Genomic DNA, 24,484 nt, shown 5'->3' on the forward strand with positions numbered 1-24,484 from the left:
GTCCCTGATGCTGCCCTGCATCGGCGCCGCGCCTGCCGCCGCCCAGGAACCGGCGCCGCTGGCACCTAATCCGGGTGCCGAGTACCAGCTGGGGCTGCCGCAAAGCGGCATCCTCACCATTCAGCCGGACCGGCTGTTCTCAGAAAGCGCCTTTGGCAAGCGGGTCGAACGCGAGATCGAGGCCGAAGGCGCGGTTCTGACCGCCGAGAACCGGCGGATTGAAGCGGAGCTGCGCGCCGAGGAACTGGACCTGACAGAGCGGCGCAGCGAAATGGCGCCGGACGCGTTCCGCGCTCTGGCGGACGCCTTTGATCAGAAAGTTCAGGAAACCCGCCGCCGCCAGGATCAGAAGCTGCGCGAAATCAATCAGATGGGTGAAGACGCCCGGCGTGAATTCATTACGGCTTCGCTGCCGGTCCTGCAGCAGATCATGCGCGAAACCGGGGCCGGGGCGATTCTGGATCATGCCTCTGTGTTTCTAAGCGCTGATGCGGCAGATGTGACGGCGCTGGCAATCGCCCGGATTGACGCGGTTCTCGGTGACGGAGCCGGGGATGAGGACAGCGAGCGCTGAGCGCCCGAGCTTGCCGAAACGCTGCCCGCTTGCTAGGGACAGCGCAGTAATCTTGACGTAAATGGGAAACCACGCATGACCACCGAGCTGCAAAGCGCTGACATTCAACTGATCCAGCGGATCCTGCCGCACCGTTATCCGTTCCTGCTGGTCGACAAGGTGGTCGATATCGACAGTTACAAATCGGCCCGCGGCATCAAGAATGTCACCATGAACGAGCCGCATTTCCAGGGTCATTTCCCCGGCACGCCGATCATGCCGGGCGTGACCATCGTCGAGGCGATGGCGCAGACTGCCGGCGTGATGCTGGGCGTCGGCATGGATATGGTCGACACCGATCTGCTGATCTACTTCATGAACATCGACAAGTGCAAATTCCGCCGCAAGGTGGTGCCGGGTGACGTGCTGGAGATGCATGTGGAAACTCTGCGCGGCAAGCCGGGCGGCAAGATCTTCAAGTTTCTGGGCCGGGCAACGGTCGAGGGCGAAGTGGCTGCCGAAGCAGAGTTTACCGCAATGGTCGACCGCCAGGCCGAGGAAAGCTGAGATGAGCAAGATCCACCCCAGTGCCGTGATTGAAGAGGGCGCCAAGCTAGGGAAAGACTGCGAGATCGGTCCCTTCTGCGTGGTTGGCCCTGAGGCTGTTCTGGGGGACCGGGTTGTTCTGAAATCCCATGTGATTGTCACCGGCGATACCGAAATCGGCGACGAAACCGTGGTCTTCCCCTTTGCCGTGCTGGGCGAGATCCCGCAGGACCTGAAATTCAAGGGCGAGAAGTGCAAGACTGTAATCGGCAAGCGCAACCGCATCCGCGAGCATGTGACGGTGAATGCCGGCACTGAGGGCGGCGGCGGTGTGACCAAGATCGGTGATGACGGATTGTTCATGGCAGGCTGCCACATTGCCCATGACGCTCAGGTCGGCGACCGGGTGATCGTTGTGAATTCCGCCGCGGTGGCGGGCCATTGCGTGCTGGAGGATGATGTGATCATCGGCGGCTTGTCCGGCATCCATCAATGGGTGCGGATCGGCAAGGGTGCGATCATCGGTGCGGTCACAATGGTGACCAATGACGTGATTCCCTATGGCTTGGTGCAGGCGCAGCGCGGCGAGCTGGACGGCTTGAACCTGGTGGGGCTCAAGCGCCGCGGCGTCGCCCGCAGCGACATCACCGCTTTGCGCGCGGCCTTTCAGATGTTGGCCCAGGGCGAGGGCACCTTTCAGGAGCGCGCCAAGCGGCTTGGGGATGAGACCGACAGTGAATACGTCCAGCGTATTGTTGCCTTTATCACCGGTGGAAGCGACCGTTCTTTCCTGACCCCGGGGGGCTGACGCGATGCTGGCAGTTATTGCAGGCACCGGCGCGCTGCCGGCTGAGGTGGCCGCACACGCGCCGGGCCGTCCGCTGATCTGCGCGATGGCCGGGGCGGAGCCGGATATGGTCGATCCGGAGATCACCTTCCGTTTTGAACAGTTCGGCAGCTTTCTGGAGCGGCTGAAGGCGGCGGAGGTGACAGAAATCTGTCTGGCCGGAGCGGTGCGCCGTCCGCATATTGACCCTTCTTCGATTGATGCAGCCACGATGCCGCTGGTTCCAGTGCTGCAAGCGGCGCTGGCGGCGGGTGACGATGGCGCTTTGCGCGCGATTATCGGGATCTTCGAACAGGCAGGCTTTGCCGTCCGCGCCGCCCATGAGGTGGCGCCGGATCTGCTGATGGCCGCGGGCGTGCCGACTAAGGTGCAGCCGGGGGAGCTGGACAAGGCGGATGCAGAACGCGGCGCCGAGATCGTCGCTGCCATGTCTGCGGCTGACATCGGCCAGTCCTGCGCCGTGCGCAAGCAGCAGGCGATTGCGGTCGAGAACCTGTTTGGCACTGACTGGATGCTGACTTCGCTGAAAAATCGTCCAGACGGGCAGGGCGGCCTGTTGTTCAAGGCGCCGAAACCGGCGCAGGACCGCCGCGCCGACCTTCCCACGATTGGCGTGGGGACGGTTGAAGCGGCCGCCAAGGCCCGGCTTTCCGGTATCGTGCTGGAGGCGGGCGGCGTCATCGTGCTGGATCAGGATGCGGTGATTGCGGCCTGCGACCGGCTGGGGCTGTTCCTCTGGCTGCGTGAGGCATGAGCCTGCGGGTTTTCATCCTGGCCGGTGAGCCTTCGGGCGACCGGCTGGGCGGGGCGCTGATGGCAGGCCTTAAACAGCTGGAACCTGGCGTCAGCTTTGACGGCATCGGCGGCGCGCTGATGGCGGAGCAGGGGCTGGCTTCGCGCTTTCCCATGGAAGAGCTGTCGGTGATGGGGCTGGCAGAGGTGCTGCCCAAGTACCGCCACCTGAAGCGCCGCATCCGGGAAACAGCGGATGCCGTGCTGGAGGCTAAACCGGATCTGCTGATCACCATCGACAGCCCGGACTTCAGCCTTCGCGTGGCGCGGCTGGTCAAGGATCGCAGCAGCATCCGCACCGTGCATTACGTGGCGCCCTCGGTCTGGGCCTGGCGGCCCAAGCGGGCGCAGAAGATGGCAGAGGTCATTGATCACGTTCTGGCGCTGCTGCCGTTCGAGCCGCCCTATATGGAAGCCGCAGGCATGGACTGCGATTTCGCCGGCCACCCGGTGGTGGCGGAGCCGCAGGCAACGGAAGCGGAGATAGCCGCCTTCCGCAGTGAATTTGGCATGGGGGATGCGCCATTTGTGCTGGCGCTGCCTGGATCGCGGCGGTCCGAAGTGTCGCGGTTAGCCCCGGTATTCGGAAAGGCGCTGGAGCAGTTCACTTCCACGCATCCAGACTGCCGGATCGTGGTTCCCGCCGCTGCACCTGTTGCAGGGCTTGTGCAAGAGGCGCTGCAGGAGTGGCCGCGGGGCACTGTCATGGTGGATCCGAACCGGTATGAGGCCGGGCGCGCCAAGGCCTTTAAACGCGCGGCTTTTGCCTCAGCCAGCCTGGCGCTGGCCGCCTCTGGCACAGTCTCGCTGGAACTGGCTGCAGCCCGCACGCCGATGGTGATTGCTTATAAGTTTCAATGGCTCACTTGGCAGATCATGAAGCGGGCGGCGCTGATCGACACGGTGACGCTGGTCAATCTGGTAAGCGACACCCGTGTGGTTCCGGAATGCCTGGGGCCTGACTGCACGCCTGAAAAAATCGCTGCCGGCTTGGAAGCGGTGGCTGCGAACCCGGGAGCGCAGCTGGAGGCGATGGTGCTGATCATGGAGCGCCTGGGCCAGGGCGGGGAAGCCCCTGGGTTGCGGGCCGCGCGGGCCGTACTCGACCGGCTGCCCGGCAGGTAAACCGGGCGCGCCGGATGCAAAGCCTCCGCCGCGCGGCTTCTGGTGGCGCGGGCGCTGCGCCCCCGCGCGGAGTGCGCCGCTGCACAGCCGCAGAACGCAGACGGCTGGCAAAAGTACAAATGCCGGGATTTTTTATGCTGAGAACCGCCTAAAGGCAGGACTGCCCTTAGGCGCGCAGTCCATTTTAGAAAGATATGCCGCGTCAAGGGCTAGCCGCGCGTGCCGCACGGAGGCTCTGCCTCCCTTGACCCGGCTGGCGGGGTATCAGTAGCCGCGCCAGATCCAGCCGCCGCCGAAAATGCGGCTGCCCTCATTTGCATAGAACACGCACGCCTGGCCGGGTGACACGCCTTCCTCCGGTGTCAGCAACTCTACCTCGGCAGTGGTCTCTGTCAGCGGCCGGATGATCGCCTCCCGCGGGGGGCGGGTGGAGCGCACCTTGACTTTGAGGTGCCATTCCTCGCGTGAGGTAAAAGGCTCGTCGCCCAGCCAGTTGATTTCGCGCACCGGGATAGTGCGGGTGGCCAGCAGTTCCTTGGGCCCAACGACAACCTGTTTCTTGTCCACATCCAGCTTCACCACATAGAGCGGTTCACTGAGGCCGCCGATGCCCAGGCCGCGGCGCTGGCCGATGGTGTAATGGATGACACCCTCGTGGCTGCCCAGCACCCGGCCATCGGAATGCACGATCTCGCCCGGCTCTGCAGCCCCGGGGCGCAGTTTCTCGATTACAGAGGCATAGTTGCCGTCCGGCACAAAGCAGATGTCCTGGCTGTCGGGCTTGTCGGCCACCGCAAGGCCGTATTGGGCCGCCATCTCGCGGGTGGCATCCTTGGACGGCAGATGGCCCAGCGGGAAGCGCAGGTAGTCCAGCTGCTCCGGGGTGGTGGAGAACAGGAAATAGCTCTGGTCGCGGTTGGCGTCCTCGGCTGAGTGCAGCTCCGGCCCGTACTCACCCATTTTGCGCTGGATGTAGTGGCCGGTCGCCATGCAGTCGGCCTCCAGATCCTTGGCGGTTTCCAAGAGGTCCTTGAACTTCACCCGCTCGTTGCAGCGGATGCAGGGCACCGGGGTCGCGCCCGCCAGATAGCTGTCGGCGAACTCGTCAATCACCGCATCCTTAAAAATGTTCTCATAATCCAGAACGTAATGCGGAAAGCCGCGTTCCTCCGCGACACGCCTTGCATCATGGATATCAATGCCCGCACAGCAGGCGCCTTTTTTCGCCAGTGCTGCGCCGTGATCATAAAGCTGCAGCGTGACGCCGACCACATCATAGCCCTGATCGGCCAAATATGCAGCAACAACAGAGCTATCGACGCCGCCGGACATGGCCACAACCACCCGGGTTTCCGAGGGCGGTTTGGCAAAGCCGAGCGAGTTCAGTTCCAGGTCTTGGTCCAGCGCCATGGGGCAGCTCCTAAAGGCAAGGGGGCAGGCGCCGCAGAATATAGGAAAATCCTAAAGACTCTCAAGGGGCGTGGTTCACGCGCCGTTAAGCCTGATCGGAAATTCTTGGCGCACCCTAAGAAAGAAGACCGTCAAAGGGATGGCACTATGTTTTTGAAAAAAGTCGACGGGCCGCGGGCGGTGACCCTGCCGGACGGCACTATTATGACCCGGGCGGATCTGCCGCCGGAGACCACGCGGCGCTGGGTGGCCTCGCGCAAGGCGGCTGTGGTGCGCGGCGTGCTCTACGGCCTCTTGCCGCAGAAGGAGGCGATGCGCCGCTATGGCCTGAGCGAGGAGGAATTCCGAAGCTGGGTTGCTGCCGTCGCAGACCATGGCGAAGAGGCCCTGAAAACGACACAGCTGAAGAAATTCCGCAGCCCGGACGCAAAATAGATTGGGCCACCCTTGAGTTGCATTCGTAAATTAACCATCATGGTAACGAGGCATTAACTTTTTTCCACCAAGGTTAACGCGACCTGAGGGAAACAGTGTACAGGCGGAGAAAATAATATGCGCATTCTGCTGGTTGAGGATGATCCGACCACGGCCAAAAGCATCGAGCTGATGCTGACCCATGCCAACCTGAACGTTTATTCGACGGATCTGGGGGAAGAAGGCATCGATCTGGCGAAACTTTACGATTACGATCTGATCCTGTTGGATCTGGGGCTGCCCGATATGAACGGCCACGAGGTGCTGCGCCAGCTGCGCATGTCCCGCATCGAAACCCCCATTCTAATCCTGTCCGGCGCCGACGATACCGATAATAAAATCAAAGGGTTCGGCTTTGGTGCGGATGATTACCTGACGAAACCCTTCCACCGGGAGGAACTGGTGGCGCGGATCCATGCGATCATCCGCCGCTCCAAGGGGCATTCGCAGTCGATCATCAAGACCGGCAAGATTGCGGTCAACCTGGACGCCAAAACGGTGGAGGCCGATGGCAAGGCTGTGCATCTGACCGGCAAGGAATATCAGATGCTGGAGCTGCTGAGCTTGCGCAAGGGCACCACGCTGACCAAGGAGATGTTCCTGAACCATCTTTACGGCGGCATGGATGAACCTGAATTGAAGATCATCGACGTTTTCATCTGCAAGCTGCGCAAGAAGCTCAGCAATGCCACCGGTGGTGAGAACTATATCGAAACTGTGTGGGGCCGCGGGTATGTTCTGCGCGATCCGCAGGAAGATCACATGGCAGGCGGTCAGCGGATGGCTGTCGGCGCCTGAAAGGATGATGACCCGGGTGGCGCTTAGCCTGCGCCACCGGTTGCAAAGACCTGCCGTGGGGCGGGTCTTTTTGTTTAGGCGGCTTCCGCAAGCCCGCTGATGGATACGCTGGACGCGGCCTGCGCGGCACCTTATCACCGGAAGGGAGAACGAAGAGGGACCGCGCGTGGCAAGAATGACAGAAAAAGACGTGGCCAGCCTGACGGCAGAGGACGCAAGGGCAGAGTTTCTGAAGCTGGAGGAGCAGCTGCAAGCGGCGGACCTGGCCTATCACCGGGACGATGCGCCCGAAATCAGCGACGCAGACTATGATTCGCTGAAACGGCGTTACCGGGCATTGGCGGACGCCTTTCCTGACCTGGCAGAAGGAGCCGCGCAACTGGACGCGGTCGGCGCACCAGCGGCCTCTGGATTTGGCAAGATCAGCCATTCGGTGCGGATGCTGTCGCTGGGCAACGCATTTGAGGATGAAGACGTTGCCGACTTCGACCGCAGTATCCGCAAATACCTCGGCCTAGGCCCGGCGGATGAACTGTCCTTCACGGCGGAGCCCAAGATTGACGGGCTGTCGCTGTCCCTTCGTTATGAAAACGGCAAATTGATCCAAGCGGCAACGCGCGGCGATGGCAGCATTGGCGAGAATGTGACAGCCAACGCCCGCACCATTGCGGATATCCCGCATGAGCTGGAAGGCGCGCCGGAGGTTTTGGAGGTGCGCGGCGAAGTTTACATGAGCCACGCGGATTTCGAGGCGCTGAATGCCCGGCACGAGGAGCGCGGTGGTAAGACTTTTGCCAATCCGCGCAACGCGGCGGCCGGCTCGCTGCGGCAGCTGGATGCGGAAATCACCCGTGCGCGCCCTTTGCGGTTTTTTGCCTACAGCTGGGGGGAGCTTAGCGCACCGCTGGCAGAGACCCAGATGGAGGCAATTGCCCGTCTGAAGTCCTTGGGCTTTCAAACCAATCCGCTGACCCGGCTGTGCGCGGCGACCGAAGAGATGATCACGCATTACCGCAGCATCGAGGAACAGCGCGCGACGCTGGGCTATGACATCGACGGTGTGGTCTACAAGGTCAACGACTTGGGGTTGCAAGCCCGGCTGGGGTTCCGCTCCACCACGCCCCGCTGGGCGATAGCGCATAAATTCCCGGCTGAGCTCGCCTGGACGCGGTTGGAGGCGATCGACATTCAGGTCGGCCGCACCGGTGCGCTGAGCCCGGTGGCGCGGCTTGCGCCGGTGACCGTGGGCGGGGTGGTGGTGTCCAATGCGACGCTTCACAATGAGGATTACATCAAGGGGCGCGATTCGAAGGGTGAGGAAATCCGTGACGGCAAAGACATCCGCATCGGCGACTGGGTGCAGATTTACCGTGCCGGCGACGTGATTCCGAAGGTCGCGGATGTGGACCTGGCCAAGCGTCCGGATGCGGCAGAGCCTTACCAGTTTCCGCACATCTGCCCGGAATGCGGCAGCCCGGCGGAACGCGAGGAGGGCGATGCAGTGCGCCGCTGTTCCGGGGGCATCATCTGTCCGGCTCAGGCGGTGGAGAAGCTGAAGCATTTCGTCTCTCGCGCGGCCTTCGACATTGAGGGGCTGGGGGCCAAGCAGGTGGAACAGTTTCACAGTGACGGCTGGATCAAAGAACCCGCCGATATCTTTGATCTGAAAGCAAATTATGGCTCCGGTTTGCAGCAGCTGAAGAATCGCGAGGGCTGGGGCGACAAATCTGCCGAGAACCTGTTTGCAGCGATTGAGGAAAAACGCACCATCCCGCTGGCCAAGCTGATCTTTGCCCTGGGTATCCGGCACGCGGGTGAGGTCGCAGGCCGCGATCTGGCGCTGCACTACCGGGATTGGCAGATAATGACGGACGCTATCGACGCCGCCCGGCCGGCTGCCTTGGCGCACCGGGCCGCGGACGAGGCCGAAGAGGCGGAGCGCCAAAAAGCTGCCGCTGAGGGCCGGCGCGCGAAGATCTCGGAAACCCGGGCCGCAGCCGTGGCAGCCTGCGAGGTTCCGGCGGAGGCCTCTGCAGCCTGGGCGGACCTTATCGGCGTGGACGGGATCGGTGCGGTTCTGGGCTTGTCCCTGTCTGACGCCTTTGCCAACACAGAAGAGCGCGCAGCCTTCGACCGGCTGATCGCCAAGCTGACCATTGTGCCGCCAGATGCCCCCGCCGCGGACAGCCCGGTGGCCGGCAAGACCGTGGTTTTCACCGGAACTCTGGAGAAGATGACCCGGGCCGAAGCCAAGGCGCGGGCAGAGGCGCTGGGGGCCAAGGTTTCCGGCTCTGTCTCCAAAAAGACCGACATTCTGGTGGCAGGTCCGGGCGCTGGCTCCAAGGCCAAGAAGGCGGCGGAACTGGGCATCCGGACTATGGACGAAGACGGCTGGCTGGAGCTGATCGCAGAGGCATGAGCGGGCGTCCCGAGATCCTGTTTCCGTTGTTTGCCGGCGCCGAGACCCTGCAGGGTGTCGGCCCGAAGACGGCGCAGAACCTCAGCCAGATCGATATCGAAACGCCGCGCGACCTGCTGTTTTCGCTGCCTTATTCGGTGGTGGACCGCCGCCGCCGCGACACCATCCGCGGGGTCGACCTGCCTGCCACGGTGACGGTGGAGGTGACCATTGGCCGCCACCGTCCGGCGCGCAACCGCGGCGGCGCTTACCGCATTCATGTGGAGGACGCGGAGACAGAGTTTCAGCTGGTCTTCTTCCACGGCCGCAGCCGGTACCTTGAGGCGCAGCTGCCCGAAGGGGCCCGCCGGGTGGTCTCGGGCAAGCTGGAACTGTTCGACGGCCTCGCGCAGATGGTGCACCCGGACCACATGCTGGCGGTGGAAGAGGCGCATGGGATCCCGGAGTTTGAGCCGGTCTACAGCTTGACCCACGGGGTCACGCAAAAGACCATGTATAAGGCGGCGCAAAGCGCGCTGTCGCGGATGCCGGAACTGGCCGAATGGATCGACCCGGCGCAGATGCTGCGGGAAAACTGGCCGGCCTGGCACGAAGCGCTGCAGTCTGCCCATGCGCCGCAGGGGCCTGATGACCTCAGCCCGCAGGCGGTGGCGCGGGCGCGCCTTGCGTATGACGAGCTGTTTGCGCATCAGCTGACCTTGGCGCTGGCCCGCCAGAAAGAGCGTAAAGTCCGCGGCATCCAGAGCGCGGCCACAGGCCGGTTGCAATCCAAGGTGCTGCAGGCGCTGCCCTACCGCCCGACCAATGCACAGGCCCGGGCGATCGAGGAAATCTCCGCGGATATGGCCTCGGACAGGCGCATGAACCGTCTGTTGCAGGGCGACGTGGGTGCTGGCAAAACACTAGTTGCTTTCATGGCCTTGCTGGTAGCAGTTGAAGCGGGCGGGCAGGGTGTAATGATGGCCCCGACCGGCATCCTGGCGCAGCAGCATATGGAAGGTCTTGCACCGCTGGCCGAAGACGCGGGCGTGGTGATCGAGATCCTGACGGGCCGCGACAAGGGCGCCGAGCGCAAGGCCAAGCTTGCGGCGCTTGCGCGCGGCGATATCCATATTCTGGTCGGCACCCATGCAGTGTTCCAGAATGACGTGGAATTCCGTGACCTGCGGCTTGCCATCGTTGATGAACAGCACCGCTTTGGTGTGCGCCAGCGGATGGAACTGGCAGAAAAGGGCAAGGGCGCCGATGTTCTGGTGATGACCGCAACGCCGATCCCGCGCTCGCTGGCGCTGGCACAATACGGCGACATGGACGTCTCGGTGCTGGATGAGAAACCGCCGGGGCGCAAGCCCGTGAAAACCGCCGTTATCAGCACGGAACGGATGCAGGAGGTGGTCGATCACCTGCGCAAGGCGATTGCCGAGGGGCGGCAGTGCTATTGGGTTTGCCCGCTGGTTGACGAATCCGAGCTGAGCGATCTGACCGCGGCGGAGGTGCGCTTCAAGCATCTGCGCGCCATTCTTGGTGATGGCACGGTTGGGCTGGTGCACGGCCAGATGCCGCCCGCCGAAAAGGACTCGGCGATGGCCGCCTTTGTCGCGGGTAAGACCAAGGTTCTGGTGGCCACCACGGTGATCGAGGTTGGGGTGAACGTGCCCAATGCCTCCATCATGGTTATCGAGCGGGCGGAGATCTTCGGCCTCGCCCAGCTTCACCAGTTGCGCGGGCGTGTGGGGCGCGGCAGTGCCGAGTCGACCTGTCTCCTGATGTATCAGCCGCCGCTGACTGAGGGCGGACGCAAGCGGCTGGAGGTGCTGCGCGAGACTGAGGACGGGTTCCGGATCTCGGAGACTGACCTGCAGATGCGCGGGGCAGGGGATATGATTGGCACCGCGCAATCCGGTCTGCCTCGATTCCAGATTGCCGATCTGGAACGCCAGGCCGGGCTGATGGCGGTGGCGCAAAGCGATGCGCGGGCGCTGCTGGCCGCTGATCCCAAACTGGAAGGCGCGCGCGGCGAGGCGGCGCGTGTTCTGCTGTGGCTGATGAAACAGGACCAGGCGATCCGTTTGATTTCAGTGGGTTAAGCTGCAGTCCCACGGCTGTTCCGCTAGGGTGTTCTCCTCTGTTCGCAAATGTTCTCAAAAAGTTCTTTACAGGTGTTCCTAAAAATGAGAACAAAGGGGCAACAAGATTGCCAGAGAGCAGCGAGACAGACTGGAGGAGGCCCGAGCCATGATTGCACAGATCAAGACCACCATGCAGAATGCCCATTCAACCCTGCTGCAGGACGCCATCGGCGCGGCCTCGCTGATGGTGATGCTGGTCGCGGCGCTGCACCTGCCGGGCCTGCTCTGACCCGCCGTCCGTTTTCCTGAATGCCTTTGCTGTGCCGGGCCGGCCCTTTCCTGTCCCGGACTGCCCCAGGGATCAACCGCCTGTCCCGATCCCCGAATGGATTGCCTCAAGATCCAGCCTGGCCTGCCCGGGTCCCGCACAGCAGAGCATGACTGCCGCCGCCATCCTGCCCGGATGTGCGGCGGTTTTTTCATGTTAAATAGGGAGTCAGGCGCTTGTTTTCCGTCCCGGCGCGGGACCGCGCATTGCATTTTTTAAAGCTGCGGCAGAGTCAGGCCTCAGGCGCATTGTTCCTTGGCGGCGGTCTGCATGGCTTCCAGGGTTGCCTCCAGCGCCAGCATGATCGAGGCGTGGCGGTTCTTGAACTCACGCGCGGGCTGCAGCACTTCCAGCCCGTCAAACGGCGCATCCGGCACCGGGCCGTCCTGGGTCAGCATTGCCTTCAGCTGATCGCGGGCGGTCTCGACCTCCTCCAGCGAGCGGCCGACCACATTGGCGCCAACCACTGCGGCCGATGCCTGCCCCAGTGCGCAGGCCTTCACGTCCTGGCCGAAATCCGCGATTCGCCCGTCTTCGACCTTGATGTCGATGGTCACCGCAGAGCCGCAGAGCGGCGAGCGTTTTTTGACGGTGGCGTCCGGGGACTGCAGCCGCTCCAGACGCGGAATATCTGCCGCCAGCGCCAGAATGCGGGAGGAATAGAGCTTGATCAGATCGGAGTCGCCAGACATGTGCTTCCCGGGGTTTCCCTGTTTCACCGTTCCCCATACATAGGGAGCCAAACAGCAGATGCAAAAGGTTTTTAGCATGTCTTTCGATCCCGCCAGCCTGACGTATAACGATGCGGGCCTGATCCCGTGTATCGCGCAGGACGAAGCCTCAGGCGAGGTTCTGATGATGGCTTGGATGAATGCGGACGCGGTGGCGCGCACGCTGGAAACCGGCCGGGTCACCTATTGGTCGCGCTCGCGCCAGTCGTTCTGGATCAAGGGCGAAACCTCCGGCCACGTGCAGGAACTGGTGGACCTGCGGGTGGATTGCGACCGGGATTGCCTGCTGGCGTTGGTGCGCCAGACCGGTGCGGCCTGCCACACCAACCGGCGGACCTGTTTCTATACCGCGGTGCGGGACGGGGAAGAGGTTGAACTGATGAAGCCGATGGGCTGAATTGGGAAACGGCCCTGGCGGGCCGTGCCTCCGGCGGGAGTATTTTTAACCAGAAAGAAGCGGAAGCCCGGCCATTTCGCGGATGTCTTGCGGGGTGGCGCCCTCGGCACGGTATTTGGCGATAGCGCGGGCGTCGTCGCGCTTGGCGAGGCGTTTACCCTGATCGTCGCGGATCAGGCGGTGGTGGTGGTAGACGGGCATTGCCAGGCCCAGCAGGCTTTGCAGCAGCACGTGGATCTGGGTGGCCTCAAACAAGTCTGCACCGCGTACCGCATGGGTGATGCCCTGGTCCGCATCATCGGTAACAACCGAGAGATGGTAGGAGCTGCCCATGTTGCGGCGCACCAGGATGATATCTCCGACTGTTGAGATGAGCCGGTCCGGGTCCAGCTGGTGCCGGCCTTCGAACTCCGGTCCGGTCTCGGTAAAGCTGGGAAGGTCCGTGGCGCGCACGGCCTTTTCCATGTTCAGCCGGATCACGTCCTGGCTGGCTGCTTCGGCCATCAGGCGGCTGCGGCAGGTGCCGGGGTAGATGCGGCCGTCGGGGCCGAATTGCGGCACCCCTTCCTGCGGTGCGCCGGCCGCAGCCTCGATATCGGCGCGGTTGCAGCAGCAGGGGTAGGTGAGGCCCATTGCGGTGAGCTGTTCCAGCGCGGCGCGGTAACGGTGCAGCCGCTCTGACTGACGCATCACCGGCTGCGGCCAGGAGAGGCCCAGCCACTCCAGATCCTCATAGATCTGTGCTTCCCATCCGGGCCGCGCTCGGGATTGGTCGATGTCTTCGATGCGCAGCAGAAAGGTGCCGCCGTTAGCCACCGCCATGTCATGCGCCAGCATGGCGGAATAGGCGTGGCCCAGGTGCAGGGGGCCGGTTGGCGAAGGCGCAAAGCGGGTGGTGAATGTCACGCTTTCTCAATTACATAAACGGTGGACTTCAGGTTGATTCCGGGAAGGTGGTCCCCGTGTTCCCGAAATAGCAGCCGTGCCGCCGAACAGTCCAGCCATTCATTGAGCTTGCCGGTATAGGCATGGTCGGCCAAAGCGTGGTCGTTATAGGAAAAGGCGAACAATCCACCGCGCGGCAAGGCATGCATGATCGTGTCGAATACGGCAGGCGGCGCTGCACCCGTTCCCAGAACGCCGCAGCCGGTGATCAGGCGGTAGGCACCGCGCGGGATCGGCTGTTTCGCTGAGGCGGCGATCCGGGTCAGCCTGCGGTAAACGCCTTTGGTTCTGGCTTGGGACAGCATTTCCTCAGAGGGTTCCATACCGTCCACGGTTTCAAATCCCTGGAGCCGCAGCGCAAGGCCAGCCAAGCCGGTTCCGCAGCCGAAATCCAGCACGGGCTCGCTCATATCCGATTGGTATTGTGCCAATGCCTGGGCAATCCGCCCCGGTGTCGCGTAACCGTTTTCGGCAATCTCGGCGTCGTAGGAAGCGGCCCATTGGTCATAGTGTTCAAGGGTCGCTTCCGGTGTTTCAAGGCCGTAGGCCTTGTCCAGAAACTTTTCGCTCATGGGAAAAGTTTAGGCGCGGGCAGGGCTTTCCGTCTAGGAAAAGTTTTTCAGCCAGTCCTGCCAGACATCCTTGGCGCGGTCGGTATAGGCCTTGTAGCGGTCCTTGCGGCCGCGGCGGCCGCCTTTGAGGCCATCGACAGGGCGGAACAGGCCGAAGTTCACGTTCATCGGCTGAAAGGTCTTGGCCTCGGCGCCGCCGGTGATGTGATGGATCAGCGCGCCCATGGCGCTGTCTTGCGGCACCTCCGGCAGCTCCCGGCCTTGGATCTCTGCCGCGGCCAAGCGGCCAGCGAGCAGACCCATGGCGGCACTTTCCACATAGCCCTCAACCCCGGTGATCTGGCCGGCAAAACGGATATTGGGCCGGGACTTAAGCCGCATCTGGCTGTCCAGCAGGGTGGGCGAGTTCAGAAAGGTGTTGCGGTGAATACCGCCAAGACGGGCAAAGCTGGCGTTCTCCAGCCCTGGGATCATCTTGAAGACCTCGGTCTGGGCGCCGTATTTCATCTTGGTCTGGAAGCCGACGATGTTGAACAGCGTCCCCAGCGCATTGTCACGGCGCAGCTGCACCACCGCATGAGCCTTGATGTCCGGCTGGTGCGGATTGGTCAGCCCCACCGGCTTCATCGGCCCGTGGCGCAGGGTCTCGCGGCCGCGTTCGGCCATCACCTCGATCGGCAGGCAGCCGTCGAAATAACCTGCGGTTTCGCCCTCGTGGAACTCGGTCTTGTCGGCGGCCAGCAGCGCGTCGATAAAGGCCTCGTACTGGTCCTTGTCCATCGGGCAGTTGAGGTAGGCGGTGCGCTCCTCCTCGGTTTCGCCCTTGTCATAGCGCGACTGCATCCAGGCCTTCGACATGTCGATCGACTCGGCGTAGACAATCGGCGCGATGGCATCAAAGAAAGCCAGCGCTTCGGCGCCGGTTTCCGCCTGGATCGCCTTGCCCAGCTCGGGCGAGGTCAGCGGGCCGGTGGCAAAGATCCAGTGGCCGTCTGCGGGCAGCTCAGTGATTTCTTCATAAGAAACAGTGACATTCGGATGCGCCTTCAGCTTGGCGGTCACCGTTTCGGCAAAGGGGTCGCGGTCCACCGCCAGGGCGCCGCCGGCGGGAAGGCGGTGCTCATCAGCTGTGGTCATGATCAGACCATTGGCGGCGCGCATTTCCCAGTGCAGCAGGCCCACGGCGTTCTGCTCGTCATCATCCGAGCGGAAGGAGTTCGAACACACCATTTCGCCCAGGTTGCCGGTTTGATGGGCAAAGGTCTCGACCTTTGGGCGCATTTCGTGGATCACCACCTTGACGCCCATGTTTGCCGCTTGCCAGGCGGCTTCGGACCCGGCCATGCCGCCGCCCACGATATGCAGTGTTTGTGCCGAATGATCTGTCATGCCCGCCACATAGGGCAGGGCGCGGGCCGGTGCAACAGATATGGGGGGCAAAGGCGTGCCGCAGGGCTGCCGCAATGCCGCTGCAGTTCACGCAGTGCGGCAGCCTGACCGGGAGAGGGGGAAATTTGGGGCCGCCGCTGCGGGGATGGTACACCGGGGTGAGAGAACCGGTTGGAGGGACCCTTCCGCAGCAGCAGCCCAAATTGTGCCGGCCTGTGATTGCTCAGCGGCCGTGCCCAATCTTTGCCATCTTTCCGCCCGAATTGAAAGGCGGTTGATGCGCGTCTTGAGGAAACAATACGTTCCGATTGGTAAACAAAGACTAAAGCTTTCAAAAAATTTTCGGAAAACTTCAGTCCTGCCAATCAGGGGCGCGTTTTTCGATAAAGGCGGCCATGCCCTCGATGGTGTCGCGGTACATCAGGTTCTCGACAATCACGCCGCTGGTATAGGCATAGGCCTGGTCGACCGGCATCTGCAGTTGCTCATAGAACGCCTGCTTGCCGATCTTGACCGCGGCGCCGAGTTTCGAGGCGATCGTTTCGGCCAGCCGGGTGGTCTCTGCTTCCAGTTCCTCCAGCGGCACGGCGCGGTTGGCCAGGCCCAGGTCGACGGCGCGGTCCGCGTCCACGAACTCACCTGTGGTCAGCAGCTCAAACGCCTGCTTGCGCGGGATGTTGCGCGACAGCGCCACCATCGGGGTGGAGCAGAACAACCCGATGTTGACGCCATTGACCCCGAACCTGGTGCCTTCTGCTGCCACCGCCAGATCGCAAGAGGCAACCAGCTGGCAGCCCGCCGCCGTGGCGATGCCGTGGACCTGGGCGATCACTGGCTGGGGCAGGGACTGCAGGCCGGTCATTACGCTTGTGCAGCGGGCAAACAGATCCTGGAAATAGGCCTTGCCGCCGTCTTCCGCGGCGCGGCCTGCGGTCATCTGCTTGATGTCATGGCCCGCACAGAACCCTTTGCCGGTGCCGGACAGGATCACCACCTTGATGCTGCTGTCCTCGCGCAAGGCATCAATTTGCGCCTGCAGGGCTGCCAGCATCTCATCCGAGAGCGCATTCAGCTTTTCCGGCGTGTTCATGGTCAGCCGGGCAATGCCGCCGGTGTCGCAACGTTCCAGAATTGCCATCTTGCTCTCCTTCCAAATCCTGCGGCAACTCTAGACAGCGCGAAGCGAAAGGAAAAGCATGGCACTGGCATTTGATGTCGCAGGTCTGACGGAGTACCTGCACGAGATCTTCCCGCAGGTGCGCGAGGATTTTGCCATCGACGCGATGGATGAACACGGCTTGCGGATGCGGCTGCTGACGGCGGAGCGGCACCTGCGGCCCGGCGGCACCGTCTCGGGGCCGTCGATGTTTGCGCTGGCCGATTGCGCGATCTATGCGCTGATCCTGTCGCGGCTTGGGCGCGAGGCGCTGGCGGTGACCACCAACTGTTCGCTGGATTTCATGCGCAAACCGGTGGCGGGCGCCGACGTGATCGCCGAGGCACGGCTGCTGAAGCTGGGCCGGGTTCTGGCGGTGGCCGATGTGCTGATGTATTCCGAAGGCTTGGCAGAGCCGGTGGCCCGCGCCTCGATGACCTATTCGATCCCGCCCAAGCGTTAGGGTCCAGACCCTAAAGCGCGGTGGCAAAGGGCTGGCCGACCTTGACCAGGGTTTCCCGGCCCTTAGCGCTGTTGGCCGCCAAATCGTCCGAAAAGCGGATTTTGCCCGGCTCAAACACCACCACCACGGTGGAGCCGCCGAACTTGAAATAACCCTTCTCGTCCATCTTCTGCACCGCGCCTTCGGTGCGGGTGTTGACGATGGAGCCGACCCCGAAGGCGCCGACCTCAACAAAGCAATAGGTGCCGCAGGTATCGGTCTCGACCAGCGTCCAGCTGCGTTTGTTTTCGCCAAACACATCCGGCCCGGCCCCCAGCGCAATCGGGTTCACCGAATGCAGCGCGCCGTCGATGTCCTGTGCGCCCGCGATCCGCCCGGCAGCGGGGAAGTGGTAGCGGTGGTAATCCGCCGGGCACAGCCGCACGATGGCCAGCGCGCCGCCTATAAAGCGGTCAGCGATGCCGGGCAGCATGGTGCTGATTGACATCGGGCAGCCCTTGACCGGGACAAAGACGTCTTCCGCCAGTTCCGGAAACACCAGAACCCGGCCGTCTGCCGGGGAAACGATGTCCTTTGGATCGTCGCTATAGGGGCGGGCTTCCGGCTTCAAGTTTCGCACAAAGAAGTCGTTGAAACAGCCATAGCTTTCCGCAGGCGCGGTGGCCTCGCTCATGTCGATGGACAGCTCGCCGATTACCGCATGGATCTTGCCCTTTGAAAACCGCGAGCCGAACCAGGCGCCCATCAGCCGGCTGACCGCGGCGGAGCGGAACAGCAGCTTCTCCACCGGCTTTGCGCTGGCGTTCTGATAGGCCCATCGGATCCATTTCTCGCCCAGGACGACCTCTTCAAAGGTCTCGCCGGTCTCGCGGTCAACAACTAGGATCGGGTCGCGCTGCATTTGGCCTGCCAGGTCTGATGAAACTTTCGCCGCGCCTAGCAAGAAGCGGAGCGCGGGCCAAGGGGGAAATATGCGGCAATCGGGGATGAGGGGCGCTGCCCCTCTTGGCCTTTGGCCAATTCACCCCGGAGTATTTTGAACCAGAAAGAAGCGGCAGCTGGCGGCATTGGGGCGGGCTCTGCGGGTGGGGAGCGTTAGCGGAGCTTGCCAGCGAGCCAGTGGATCTGCGCCTTGGCCGCTGCAATTGCTGCCTCGGTATCTGCAAAGACCTGGCCGCCGTAATGGCCGATGCTGTACCAGCCGCGCCCGTCTCCGGGGTCGCGGCGGAACTCGTCAAAGCCAAAGGTGCCATCGGGGCGCTGGAAAATATCGGTGCAAACCAGTTCACCGTCCAGATTGACCGATTTGATGACCTTGTTGACATGTGCCATGCGCTGCTCCCCATGCTGCGCGCACTGTCAGCCGGGCAGGGTGCGGGCCGCAAGCGCAAAACCCGCGCAAAAGAAAAGGGGGCCGAAGCCCCCTTGCGTCTGCCCTTACGGGAACAGCTTTTTCACGTAGTTCGGCAAGGCAAAGGCAGCCTTGTGGATTTCCGGGTTGTAGTACCCGGTCTCGATCCCGGCGGCGGCGTAACGCGTCTCGACCTCGGCCAGGCTCACGTTGCGGGCCTTGTCCGAGTGGCTGCCCCAGCCAAAGGCCATCGGGCCGCCGGCATAGGTCGGCACCGAAGCCAGGTAGCAGGAGGCATCTGCAAACAGCGCCTGGAACGCCCGCAGGGTGCCGGTCAGCTCGTCGCCCTGCATGAAGGGCACGCCGTTCTGGGTGACGATGATGCCGTCCTCAGTGAGCGAGCGCGCCGCGTGGCCATAGAATGTGTCGGTGAACAGCACTTCGCCGGGGCCGATCGGGTCGGTCGAATCGACAATGATCACGTCGAACTTCTCGGTGTTCTCTTTCATGAAGAGCGCACCGTCGTTGATCACCAGGTTGAGGCGCGGGTCGTCAAAGGCGCCGTCGCTCAGCATCGGCAGGTATTCTTTCGAGAAATCCACCACACCGGCGTCGATTTCCACCATCGTGACATGTTCGACCGAGGTGTGGCGCAGCGCCTCGCGGGCCATGCCGCCGTCGCCGCCGCCGATGATCAGCACACGTTTTGCATTGCCATGCGCCAGGATCGGCACATGGGTCAGCATCTCGTGGTAGATGAAGTTGTCGCCTTCGGTGGTCTGCACCACGTCGTCCAGCGTCAGGATGCGGCCGAACTGGCCGTTCTGGAACACTTTCAGGCGCTGGTGTTCGGTGTTGCTGTCATAAAGCATCTCGTCCACGCGCAGACGCTGGGCGTAATGCGCGTGCAGGCCTTCAGTCACCCATTCGGATTTGTCGGCACCGCTCATGCCGCCACCTCTTTGGCGATCAGCTCCTCCCCGCGCAGCAGTTCGCGCACTTCCACCATATCGGTCGAGAAGGCCTCTTTCAGCACGCCGACGGCTTTCCAGGGCTCTGCATCGCCGCACATGAAGACGTCAAAGGCGCCATAGCCGATTTCCGGCCAGGTGTGGACGGAGATATGGCTTTCGGCCAGCACCGCCACGCCGGACACGCCCTGAGGCGAGAACTTGTGGGTGTGGATGTGCAGCAGCGTGGCGCCGCAGACCTCAACACATTTGCGGAAGGCGTTCTGGATGCGCTCTTCGCAATCCAGGCCGGTGCCTTTCATCACTTCGATGATCAGATGGGTGCCGGCGAATACCTTGCCATCCTTGCGGATGAAATGGTCTTCGCGGTCGGAATCAGCAACAGCATCGAGATTCGCAGCAGTTACACCGCGGGCGGTATCTTCCTCATGGGCGCCTGTCTCCAGACCGATCCCCAGTTGGAAGAGGTTGGCGTCTTTCATGACACTCCCCTTCGTTCCAGTAGATGACAATCCAGCCGGCCCTTAGCGCCCCCCCGGATAAGAGTCCGGGGTTGGGATCGGTACCGAAAGTGAGGGGCATGTAGGACCCATGAAAGATTCGATCAACCTTTAATTTCTGCATAGCAGGTAACACCCAGCCGGCTGCGTCCTGCGGGCCAGGGCGGCGCTTAAAAAAAGGGCCGGGGCGAACCCCGGCCGTCAGGTTGTTCTTTTGCCCAGGGGATCATGGGCGCCAGAACGGAAGAGTGGCTTCATAATGGGCGTCCTGCCGGCTCAGCCCGATGTCCTTCAGCTGCGCATCGCTAAGATGTTTCAGATGGGTTCGCGTGCGGTGGCGCAGGCTCCACTTGGTTACCAGAACGGCAAAGGCAACGGCCCACTGCGCCAGCACCGGCAGGGCCGGGCGGCTGTTCAGAAAGGACATGTTCGATTGTGCCATATGTGCGTGCTGTACCATGGGAGGCTTCCTTAGATTTTGTGTTGATACAATCCTGTTGATTTGTCGTGTTGTTTTGATACAAAGGGGGTGATCAATTGTCCAAGGATGGATTGTAATGGGTACAATTTGGCCGCAAAGTCTGGGTGAGGCAAAAGGTCCCAAGTATAAAAAAGTAGCAGATACAATCCGGTCTGCTGTCGAAACGGGCAGTTTGAAAATTGGTACAAAGCTGCCGCCGGTGCGGGACCTCGCGTATCAGTTGAGCATTACACCCGGCACAGTCGCCCGCGCCTACAGCATCCTGACCGATGAGGGCGTGCTGGAGGCCGAGGTCGGGCGCGGCACCTTTGTAGCCGAAAAGAAAAAGCCGGTGCCCGATGACGTATGGTCGCGGGAGCTGCATCTGCTGGAGGCGCGCGATCCCGGCCACGTCAGCCTGTTCAGCCCGCGGATTGCCGATATGGGGCAGGTGGCTGCGGTGCGCGAAGCCCTGCACAAGGTGGCTGAGAGCGAGGCGCGCAAATTCCTGAACTACCCGACTCGCGATGCTTATCTGCCGGTGCGCCGGGCCGCTGCTGCCTGGGTGGCGCAATCGCCGGTAGGTGCCGTGACAGAGAGTGACATTGTCCTGACCCACGGCGGACAGAACGGTTTGATGGTGGTGCTTCAGGCCATCCTGGAGGGGCCTCAGCCGGTGATCATGGTCGAGGATCTGACCTACGCCGGATTCCGCCGCGCGGCAGAGCTGCTCAGGGCGCAGGTGGTCGAGGTCGCCATGGACGAACAGGGCATCCGCCCGGATTCAATGGAACTGGCGATCCGCAAAAGCGGCGCCACTGTCTTGTGCACCAGCCCTGAGGTGCATAACCCGACCGGGCTTTTCACGCCGCTGGAACGGCGCAAGGAGATTGTGCGGATCGCCCGCCGCCACGGGGTGCAGATCGTCGAGGACGACTGTTACCGCCTGGGGGAGGCGCGGGCGCCCAGCTACCGCGCCCTGGCGCCGGAGCTGGCCTGGCATGTGTCTTCGATTTCCAAGATTCTGACCCCTGCGCTGCGGGTGGGGTTTGCCCTGGCGCCTGAGGGGCGGGCCGCGGACCTGCGCCGGGTTGCAGAATACGGCTATTTTGGCCTGGCGCAGCCGCTGGCGGAACTGGTGCGGATTCTGCTCACCGATCCCCGGCTGCCGGGGCTTGTAAAAGACGTGCGCGGGGAGATGGCCCGCTACGTGCGGGTGGCGGTCAATGCGCTTGGCGGGTTCGAGCTGACCTGGAACCCTGAGGTGCCTTTCCTTTGGCTGAAACTGCCGTCCGGCTGGCGCGCGGCCGCTTTTACCCGTGCCGCTGAGGCCAATGGGGTGCAGATCCGGTCCGCGGACGAATTCGCCCTGCGCGATGGGCGTGCGCCCCACGCGGTGCGCATCGCCATCAACGCGCATGTGCCGCTGAAGCAGTTTGAGGAAGCAATGCTGCGCCTGCGTGCGCTGTTGGACAACCCGCCAGAACAGATCAGCGTGTAGTGTGGTGGGGTATTATTATACCTATTTTTTAACCCATTGATTTGAAACGGTTTAATGTTGTTTGCCGGTGTTGACTGAAGCTTGGGTTGCCCGTAAACCCCCTCCATCGCATTCAGGCGTTTCCCGTCAGGGATTCTGCCTTCACGACAAACAGGATTGACCTGCCATGAAAACCTTCTCTGCTACTCCGGCAGACATCGAGAAGAAGTGGATCCTGATCGACGCCGAGGGCGTTGTTCTGGGCCGTCTTGCCTCGATCGTTGCCATGCGCCTGCGTGGCAAGCACAAAGCGTCCTTCACTCCGCATATGGACATGGGCGACAACGTCATCATCATCAACGCCGACAAGGTGCAGATGACCGGCAAGAAGCGCGATGAGCACTTCTACTGGCACACTGGCCACCCGGGCGGCATCAAGTCGCGCACCAAGCAGGAGATCCTGGAAGGTGCACACCCGGAGCGCGTTGTGACCCAAGCCGTCAAGCGCATGCTGCCGGGCAACCGCCTGTCGCGTCAGCAAATGACCAACCTGCGCGTTTATGCCGGTGCCGAGCACCCGCATGAAGCCCAGGCCCCTGAAGTTCTGGACGTCAAGTCCATGAACAAGAAAAACACCCGGAGCTGATACCGATGGCTGATCAGATCAACACTCTTGAAGAGCTCGCAGCTGCAACCGGTGTGGAAGCAGCGGCTGAGGAAACCATCGCGCGTGAGCCGGTTCGTGACGAACTGGGCCGCTCCTATGCCACGGGCAAGCGTAAAGACGCTGTTGCCCGCGTCTGGATCAAGCCGGGCTCCGGCAAGGTCGAGGTGAACGGCAAGGAAATCAACAAGTACTTCGCCCGTCCGGTGCTGCAGATGATCCTGCGCCAGCCGTTCCAGGTTGCCGGCGTCGAAGGCGAGTTCGACGTCTATGCCACCGTCAAGGGCGGCGGCCTGTCCGGTCAGGCCGGTGCGGTCAAGCACGGCATCTCCAAAGCCCTGCAGCTTTATGATCCCGCCCTGCGCGGCGCGCTGAAAGCCGCAGGCTTCCTGACCCGCGACAGCCGCGTTGTGGAACGTAAGAAATACGGTAAGGCCAAAGCCCGCCGTTCGTTCCAGTTCTCCAAGCGTTAAGCTTCGGAAACAGAGCTTTGGAAAGGCCGCCCAATGGGCGGCCTTTTCGGTTTGCGGGCTAAGGCAAACGCCGCACCGTTAACTTTTCCGCAAAATTATCGTAACATGGGCGGCACTGTACCCGATGGGGGACTGCTGACATGCCGCAAACGATCTATGAAAAATACGGCGGGTTCAGCGCCATCAGCCGCGTGGTGATGACCTTTTACGAGATGGCGCTCGATTCCGATCAGATCGGCGATTACTTCGCCGATGTGGATATGGCCCGTCTGATCGACCACCAGACCAAATTCATTTCCTCGCTGCTGGGCGGGCCCGCGTCCTTCAGCGATGAGCGGCTGGAGGCGGTGCACCGGGCGCTTGGCATCACTCACGAGGATTTCGATGAAATGGGCGCGCTGCTGAAAGAGGCGCTGGAACAGCATGGGCTGTCTGAGCCGGACATCCGCACCACGCTCAGCGCTATCGAAGGCAAACGCAGCATCATCGTCACCCGGGATGCGGCATGAGCATTGCCGCCATCAACGAACAGCTGCTGCGGGCGATTGGCGTGGGGGTGGCGGTTGTGCGGGCCTCGGACCTTGGGTTTGTCTTTCACAACCAGCCCTTTGCGGAATGGTTCGGCACGCCCGGCCCGGATGCTGCACTGACCGATGCCATTGAGGGCTTACAGCCTAAGGATCTTGGGCCGCTCTGCGATGAGGGGCTGCGCTATTCCGCTGAGCTGAAGATCAAGCGCAAGCGCCGCACGCTGGTCTTTGCCATCAACATCTCGCAGGCCAGCCATCTGGACGAGGCGCTTCTGGTGGTGGAATGCCAGAACATCACCCGAATCCGCGAACTGGAAAGCATGATCGACAGCTACTCCGCCATGGTGGAGCGCAACACCCGCGAGCTGGAGCGCGAGAAGGAGCGGGTAGAGCGGCTGCTGCTGAACCTGATGCCGCGCACGGTCTATGAGGAATTCAAGACCTTTGGCGTGGTCACTCCGCAGCTATACCCCAAGGTGTCGGTGGTGATGCTGGATTTCGTGAATTTCACTGATTTCGCCTCCCGCACCGATCCTACTGTCACCCTGGGGGAGCTGAACGACGTCTTCACCGCCTTCGACCGCATCGTCGAGCAATACGGCTGCGAGCGGATCAAGACCATTGGCGACGCCTACCTTGCGGTCGCGGGGATGCCTGAGCCAACGCCGGACCACGCCACCGCGGTGGCCCATTGCGCCACCCGCTTTCTGCGCTACCTGGAGCGGCGCAACCAAAGCCATCAGCACAAATGGGAGGCGCGGATCGGTCTGGGCACCGGGTCGGCTGTCGGCTCGGTGGTGGGGATCCAAAAGTACGTCTATGACGTCTTTGGCCCTGCGGTGAACCTGGCCTCCCGGCTGCAAGTTTTTGCCAGGCCGATGAAAATCGTGGCGCCGGAGGAAATGAAAGACGCGCTGTCCGAAGAATTCCGCGTCACCGACATCGGCCTGGAAGACATCAAGGGCATCGGCGAGGTGTTCCTGGTCAATGTCGGCGACGAGCTCAGCACGCCGCAGCCGGCCAGCCGCTTTTAGGCGTACG

General features: G+C 62.5%; 28 protein-coding genes. 17 read left to right on the forward strand and 11 right to left on the reverse strand.

Annotated features, from left to right (window positions below; translation table 11 throughout):
* Nucleotides 1-7 precede the first annotated feature (7 nt).
* The 5 genes from ACXAHG_RS00085 (at nucleotide 8) to lpxB (ending at nucleotide 3,863) form a co-directional block, all read left to right on the forward strand.
* Nucleotides 8-574 carry an OmpH/Skp family outer membrane protein gene (locus ACXAHG_RS00085; RefSeq protein WP_475055288.1) on the forward strand — a complete coding sequence of 189 codons (567 nt, stop codon included), beginning with the start codon at nucleotides 8-10 and terminating at the stop codon, nucleotides 572-574.
* A 75-nt stretch (nucleotides 575-649) separates the two neighbouring features.
* Nucleotides 650-1,120 (forward strand): 3-hydroxyacyl-ACP dehydratase FabZ, encoded by a 471-nt coding sequence (fabZ, locus tag ACXAHG_RS00090; protein ID WP_019296164.1) that lies wholly within the window; start codon nucleotides 650-652, stop codon nucleotides 1,118-1,120.
* A 1-nt stretch (nucleotide 1,121) separates the two neighbouring features.
* Complete coding sequence (gene lpxA / locus ACXAHG_RS00095; RefSeq protein ID WP_475055289.1) at nucleotides 1,122-1,907, forward strand: acyl-ACP--UDP-N-acetylglucosamine O-acyltransferase; 786 nt, start codon at nucleotides 1,122-1,124, stop codon at nucleotides 1,905-1,907.
* 4 nt (nucleotides 1,908-1,911) lie between these two features.
* On the forward strand, nucleotides 1,912-2,700 hold the full coding sequence (locus ACXAHG_RS00100) for an LpxI family protein (protein WP_475043491.1): 789 nt from the start codon (nucleotides 1,912-1,914) through the stop codon (nucleotides 2,698-2,700).
* Entirely contained in the window at nucleotides 2,697-3,863 is a 1,167-nt protein-coding gene (gene lpxB / locus ACXAHG_RS00105) for a lipid-A-disaccharide synthase (protein ID WP_475055291.1), read from the forward strand. Before ACXAHG_RS00100 ends, lpxB begins: the two co-directional genes overlap by 4 nt.
* 264 nt (nucleotides 3,864-4,127) lie before the next feature.
* Here lpxB and mnmA read toward each other — a convergent pair whose 3' ends face one another.
* Nucleotides 4,128-5,273: a tRNA 2-thiouridine(34) synthase MnmA gene (mnmA, locus tag ACXAHG_RS00110; RefSeq protein WP_475055292.1), complete on the reverse strand. Its 1,146-nt coding sequence runs from the start codon at nucleotides 5,271-5,273 to the stop codon at nucleotides 4,128-4,130.
* A 147-nt stretch (nucleotides 5,274-5,420) separates the two neighbouring features.
* Between mnmA and sciP the strand changes: the two genes are divergently transcribed.
* The 5 genes from sciP to ACXAHG_RS00135 all read left to right on the forward strand — a co-directional run bounded on the left by sciP (nucleotide 5,421) and on the right by ACXAHG_RS00135 (nucleotide 11,322).
* A complete protein-coding gene (gene sciP, locus ACXAHG_RS00115) occupies nucleotides 5,421-5,708 on the forward strand; it encodes a CtrA inhibitor SciP (RefSeq protein WP_475043487.1) in 288 nt (95 codons plus the stop codon).
* 117 nt (nucleotides 5,709-5,825) lie between these two features.
* Complete coding sequence (gene ctrA, locus ACXAHG_RS00120; protein WP_475043485.1) at nucleotides 5,826-6,545, forward strand: response regulator transcription factor CtrA; 720 nt, start codon at nucleotides 5,826-5,828, stop codon at nucleotides 6,543-6,545.
* A gap of 175 nt (nucleotides 6,546-6,720) precedes the next feature.
* Nucleotides 6,721-8,964 carry an NAD-dependent DNA ligase LigA gene (ligA, locus tag ACXAHG_RS00125; protein WP_475055294.1) on the forward strand — a complete coding sequence of 748 codons (2,244 nt, stop codon included), beginning with the start codon at nucleotides 6,721-6,723 and terminating at the stop codon, nucleotides 8,962-8,964.
* The gene (gene recG, locus ACXAHG_RS00130; RefSeq protein ID WP_475055295.1) at nucleotides 8,961-11,051 is read left to right on the forward strand and encodes an ATP-dependent DNA helicase RecG; all 2,091 of its coding nucleotides are present in this window, start codon (nucleotides 8,961-8,963) and stop codon (nucleotides 11,049-11,051) included. Before ligA ends, recG begins: the two co-directional genes overlap by 4 nt.
* 148 nt (nucleotides 11,052-11,199) lie before the next feature.
* Nucleotides 11,200-11,322, forward strand: coding sequence for a hypothetical protein (locus ACXAHG_RS00135; protein WP_475043480.1), 123 nt, complete (start codon nucleotides 11,200-11,202; stop codon nucleotides 11,320-11,322).
* Between the two features lie 278 nt (nucleotides 11,323-11,600).
* Here the strand turns inward: ACXAHG_RS00135 and ACXAHG_RS00140 are convergent, their stop codons facing one another.
* Entirely contained in the window at nucleotides 11,601-12,053 is a 453-nt protein-coding gene (locus tag ACXAHG_RS00140) for an iron-sulfur cluster assembly scaffold protein (protein ID WP_475055297.1), read from the reverse strand.
* Between the two features lie 58 nt (nucleotides 12,054-12,111).
* On the opposite strand from ACXAHG_RS00140, the gene hisI reads away from it, so the two are divergent.
* Nucleotides 12,112-12,489 (forward strand): phosphoribosyl-AMP cyclohydrolase, encoded by a 378-nt coding sequence (gene hisI / locus ACXAHG_RS00145; protein WP_475055299.1) that lies wholly within the window; start codon nucleotides 12,112-12,114, stop codon nucleotides 12,487-12,489.
* A gap of 45 nt (nucleotides 12,490-12,534) precedes the next feature.
* Here hisI and gluQRS read toward each other — a convergent pair whose 3' ends face one another.
* From gluQRS to ACXAHG_RS00165, 4 genes are all read right to left on the reverse strand, one after another.
* Complete coding sequence (gene gluQRS, locus ACXAHG_RS00150) at nucleotides 12,535-13,395, reverse strand: tRNA glutamyl-Q(34) synthetase GluQRS (RefSeq protein WP_475055301.1); 861 nt, start codon at nucleotides 13,393-13,395, stop codon at nucleotides 12,535-12,537.
* Nucleotides 13,392-14,006, reverse strand: coding sequence for a class I SAM-dependent DNA methyltransferase (locus ACXAHG_RS00155; RefSeq protein WP_475043475.1), 615 nt, complete (start codon nucleotides 14,004-14,006; stop codon nucleotides 13,392-13,394). The genes gluQRS and ACXAHG_RS00155 overlap by 4 nt, the downstream gene beginning before the upstream one ends.
* A gap of 33 nt (nucleotides 14,007-14,039) precedes the next feature.
* Nucleotides 14,040-15,395, reverse strand: a complete 1,356-nt coding sequence (gene trmFO, locus ACXAHG_RS00160; RefSeq protein ID WP_475055303.1) for a methylenetetrahydrofolate--tRNA-(uracil(54)-C(5))-methyltransferase (FADH(2)-oxidizing) TrmFO — start codon at nucleotides 15,393-15,395, stop codon at nucleotides 14,040-14,042.
* A gap of 352 nt (nucleotides 15,396-15,747) precedes the next feature.
* Complete coding sequence (locus ACXAHG_RS00165) at nucleotides 15,748-16,533, reverse strand: enoyl-CoA hydratase (RefSeq protein ID WP_475055305.1); 786 nt, start codon at nucleotides 16,531-16,533, stop codon at nucleotides 15,748-15,750.
* A 58-nt stretch (nucleotides 16,534-16,591) separates the two neighbouring features.
* On the opposite strand from ACXAHG_RS00165, the gene ACXAHG_RS00170 reads away from it, so the two are divergent.
* Nucleotides 16,592-17,014, forward strand: coding sequence for a PaaI family thioesterase (locus ACXAHG_RS00170; RefSeq protein ID WP_475055307.1), 423 nt, complete (start codon nucleotides 16,592-16,594; stop codon nucleotides 17,012-17,014).
* A 10-nt stretch (nucleotides 17,015-17,024) separates the two neighbouring features.
* Here the strand turns inward: ACXAHG_RS00170 and asd are convergent, their stop codons facing one another.
* From asd to ACXAHG_RS00195, 5 genes are all read right to left on the reverse strand, one after another.
* Nucleotides 17,025-17,915 (reverse strand): archaetidylserine decarboxylase, encoded by an 891-nt coding sequence (gene asd, locus ACXAHG_RS00175; protein WP_475055309.1) that lies wholly within the window; start codon nucleotides 17,913-17,915, stop codon nucleotides 17,025-17,027.
* Nucleotides 17,916-18,109: 194 nt separating this feature from the next.
* A complete protein-coding gene (locus tag ACXAHG_RS00180; RefSeq protein WP_475055311.1) occupies nucleotides 18,110-18,346 on the reverse strand; it encodes a hypothetical protein in 237 nt (78 codons plus the stop codon).
* A 105-nt stretch (nucleotides 18,347-18,451) separates the two neighbouring features.
* Nucleotides 18,452-19,315: a polyamine aminopropyltransferase gene (gene speE / locus ACXAHG_RS00185; protein ID WP_475055313.1), complete on the reverse strand. Its 864-nt coding sequence runs from the start codon at nucleotides 19,313-19,315 to the stop codon at nucleotides 18,452-18,454.
* Entirely contained in the window at nucleotides 19,312-19,818 is a 507-nt protein-coding gene (gene speD / locus ACXAHG_RS00190; RefSeq protein ID WP_475055315.1) for an adenosylmethionine decarboxylase, read from the reverse strand. Before speD ends, speE begins: the two co-directional genes overlap by 4 nt.
* Nucleotides 19,819-20,062: 244 nt before the next feature.
* A complete protein-coding gene (locus ACXAHG_RS00195) occupies nucleotides 20,063-20,296 on the reverse strand; it encodes a DUF1127 domain-containing protein (RefSeq protein ID WP_475043461.1) in 234 nt (77 codons plus the stop codon).
* A 97-nt stretch (nucleotides 20,297-20,393) separates the two neighbouring features.
* Here ACXAHG_RS00195 and ACXAHG_RS00200 point away from each other — a divergent pair, with 97 nt between their 5' ends.
* The 5 genes from ACXAHG_RS00200 to ACXAHG_RS00220 all read left to right on the forward strand — a co-directional run bounded on the left by ACXAHG_RS00200 (nucleotide 20,394) and on the right by ACXAHG_RS00220 (nucleotide 24,477).
* A complete protein-coding gene (locus ACXAHG_RS00200; RefSeq protein ID WP_475043460.1) occupies nucleotides 20,394-21,797 on the forward strand; it encodes an aminotransferase-like domain-containing protein in 1,404 nt (467 codons plus the stop codon).
* 166 nt (nucleotides 21,798-21,963) lie between these two features.
* Complete coding sequence (gene rplM, locus ACXAHG_RS00205) at nucleotides 21,964-22,422, forward strand: 50S ribosomal protein L13 (protein WP_039133077.1); 459 nt, start codon at nucleotides 21,964-21,966, stop codon at nucleotides 22,420-22,422.
* Nucleotides 22,423-22,427: 5 nt separating this feature from the next.
* A complete protein-coding gene (rpsI, locus tag ACXAHG_RS00210; protein ID WP_475043458.1) occupies nucleotides 22,428-22,913 on the forward strand; it encodes a 30S ribosomal protein S9 in 486 nt (161 codons plus the stop codon).
* Nucleotides 22,914-23,053: 140 nt separating this feature from the next.
* A complete protein-coding gene (locus ACXAHG_RS00215; RefSeq protein WP_475043457.1) occupies nucleotides 23,054-23,422 on the forward strand; it encodes a group I truncated hemoglobin in 369 nt (122 codons plus the stop codon).
* Nucleotides 23,419-24,477 carry an adenylate/guanylate cyclase domain-containing protein gene (locus ACXAHG_RS00220; protein WP_475055316.1) on the forward strand — a complete coding sequence of 353 codons (1,059 nt, stop codon included), beginning with the start codon at nucleotides 23,419-23,421 and terminating at the stop codon, nucleotides 24,475-24,477. The genes ACXAHG_RS00215 and ACXAHG_RS00220 overlap by 4 nt, the downstream gene beginning before the upstream one ends.
* The last annotated feature ends 7 nt before the right edge of the window (nucleotides 24,478-24,484 follow it).

Source organism: Leisingera sp. ABD4_442 (genome assembly GCF_056160905.1).

Excerpts from the sequence above, each read along its gene's own strand:
- ACXAHG_RS00195 (WP_475043461.1), bottom strand. The coding sequence starts at position 20,296 with ATGGTACAGCACGCACATATGGCACAATCGAACATGTCCTTTCTGAAC.
- hisI (WP_475055299.1), top strand. The coding sequence starts at position 12,112 with ATGCAAAAGGTTTTTAGCATGTCTTTCGATCCCGCCAGCCTGACGTAT.
- ACXAHG_RS00215 (WP_475043457.1), top strand. The coding sequence starts at position 23,054 with ATGCCGCAAACGATCTATGAAAAATACGGCGGGTTCAGCGCCATCAGC.
- ligA (WP_475055294.1), top strand. The coding sequence starts at position 6,721 with ATGACAGAAAAAGACGTGGCCAGCCTGACGGCAGAGGACGCAAGGGCA.
- asd (WP_475055309.1), bottom strand. The coding sequence starts at position 17,915 with ATGCAGCGCGACCCGATCCTAGTTGTTGACCGCGAGACCGGCGAGACC.
- lpxA (WP_475055289.1), top strand. The coding sequence starts at position 1,122 with ATGAGCAAGATCCACCCCAGTGCCGTGATTGAAGAGGGCGCCAAGCTA.
- mnmA (WP_475055292.1), bottom strand. The coding sequence starts at position 5,273 with ATGGCGCTGGACCAAGACCTGGAACTGAACTCGCTCGGCTTTGCCAAA.
- trmFO (WP_475055303.1), bottom strand. The coding sequence starts at position 15,395 with ATGACAGATCATTCGGCACAAACACTGCATATCGTGGGCGGCGGCATG.
- ACXAHG_RS00180 (WP_475055311.1), bottom strand. The coding sequence starts at position 18,346 with ATGGCACATGTCAACAAGGTCATCAAATCGGTCAATCTGGACGGTGAA.
- ACXAHG_RS00100 (WP_475043491.1), top strand. The coding sequence starts at position 1,912 with ATGCTGGCAGTTATTGCAGGCACCGGCGCGCTGCCGGCTGAGGTGGCC.
- ACXAHG_RS00200 (WP_475043460.1), top strand. The coding sequence starts at position 20,394 with ATGGGTACAATTTGGCCGCAAAGTCTGGGTGAGGCAAAAGGTCCCAAG.
- lpxB (WP_475055291.1), top strand. The coding sequence starts at position 2,697 with ATGAGCCTGCGGGTTTTCATCCTGGCCGGTGAGCCTTCGGGCGACCGG.
- ACXAHG_RS00165 (WP_475055305.1), bottom strand. The coding sequence starts at position 16,533 with ATGGCAATTCTGGAACGTTGCGACACCGGCGGCATTGCCCGGCTGACC.
- ACXAHG_RS00155 (WP_475043475.1), bottom strand. The coding sequence starts at position 14,006 with ATGAGCGAAAAGTTTCTGGACAAGGCCTACGGCCTTGAAACACCGGAA.
- ctrA (WP_475043485.1), top strand. The coding sequence starts at position 5,826 with ATGCGCATTCTGCTGGTTGAGGATGATCCGACCACGGCCAAAAGCATC.
- ACXAHG_RS00140 (WP_475055297.1), bottom strand. The coding sequence starts at position 12,053 with ATGTCTGGCGACTCCGATCTGATCAAGCTCTATTCCTCCCGCATTCTG.
- rplM (WP_039133077.1), top strand. The coding sequence starts at position 21,964 with ATGAAAACCTTCTCTGCTACTCCGGCAGACATCGAGAAGAAGTGGATC.
- rpsI (WP_475043458.1), top strand. The coding sequence starts at position 22,428 with ATGGCTGATCAGATCAACACTCTTGAAGAGCTCGCAGCTGCAACCGGT.
- fabZ (WP_019296164.1), top strand. The coding sequence starts at position 650 with ATGACCACCGAGCTGCAAAGCGCTGACATTCAACTGATCCAGCGGATC.
- speE (WP_475055313.1), bottom strand. The coding sequence starts at position 19,315 with ATGAGCGGTGCCGACAAATCCGAATGGGTGACTGAAGGCCTGCACGCG.
- ACXAHG_RS00085 (WP_475055288.1), top strand. The coding sequence starts at position 8 with ATGCTGCCCTGCATCGGCGCCGCGCCTGCCGCCGCCCAGGAACCGGCG.
- ACXAHG_RS00220 (WP_475055316.1), top strand. The coding sequence starts at position 23,419 with ATGAGCATTGCCGCCATCAACGAACAGCTGCTGCGGGCGATTGGCGTG.
- ACXAHG_RS00135 (WP_475043480.1), top strand. The coding sequence starts at position 11,200 with ATGATTGCACAGATCAAGACCACCATGCAGAATGCCCATTCAACCCTG.
- recG (WP_475055295.1), top strand. The coding sequence starts at position 8,961 with ATGAGCGGGCGTCCCGAGATCCTGTTTCCGTTGTTTGCCGGCGCCGAG.
- sciP (WP_475043487.1), top strand. The coding sequence starts at position 5,421 with ATGTTTTTGAAAAAAGTCGACGGGCCGCGGGCGGTGACCCTGCCGGAC.
- ACXAHG_RS00170 (WP_475055307.1), top strand. The coding sequence starts at position 16,592 with ATGGCACTGGCATTTGATGTCGCAGGTCTGACGGAGTACCTGCACGAG.
- speD (WP_475055315.1), bottom strand. The coding sequence starts at position 19,818 with ATGAAAGACGCCAACCTCTTCCAACTGGGGATCGGTCTGGAGACAGGC.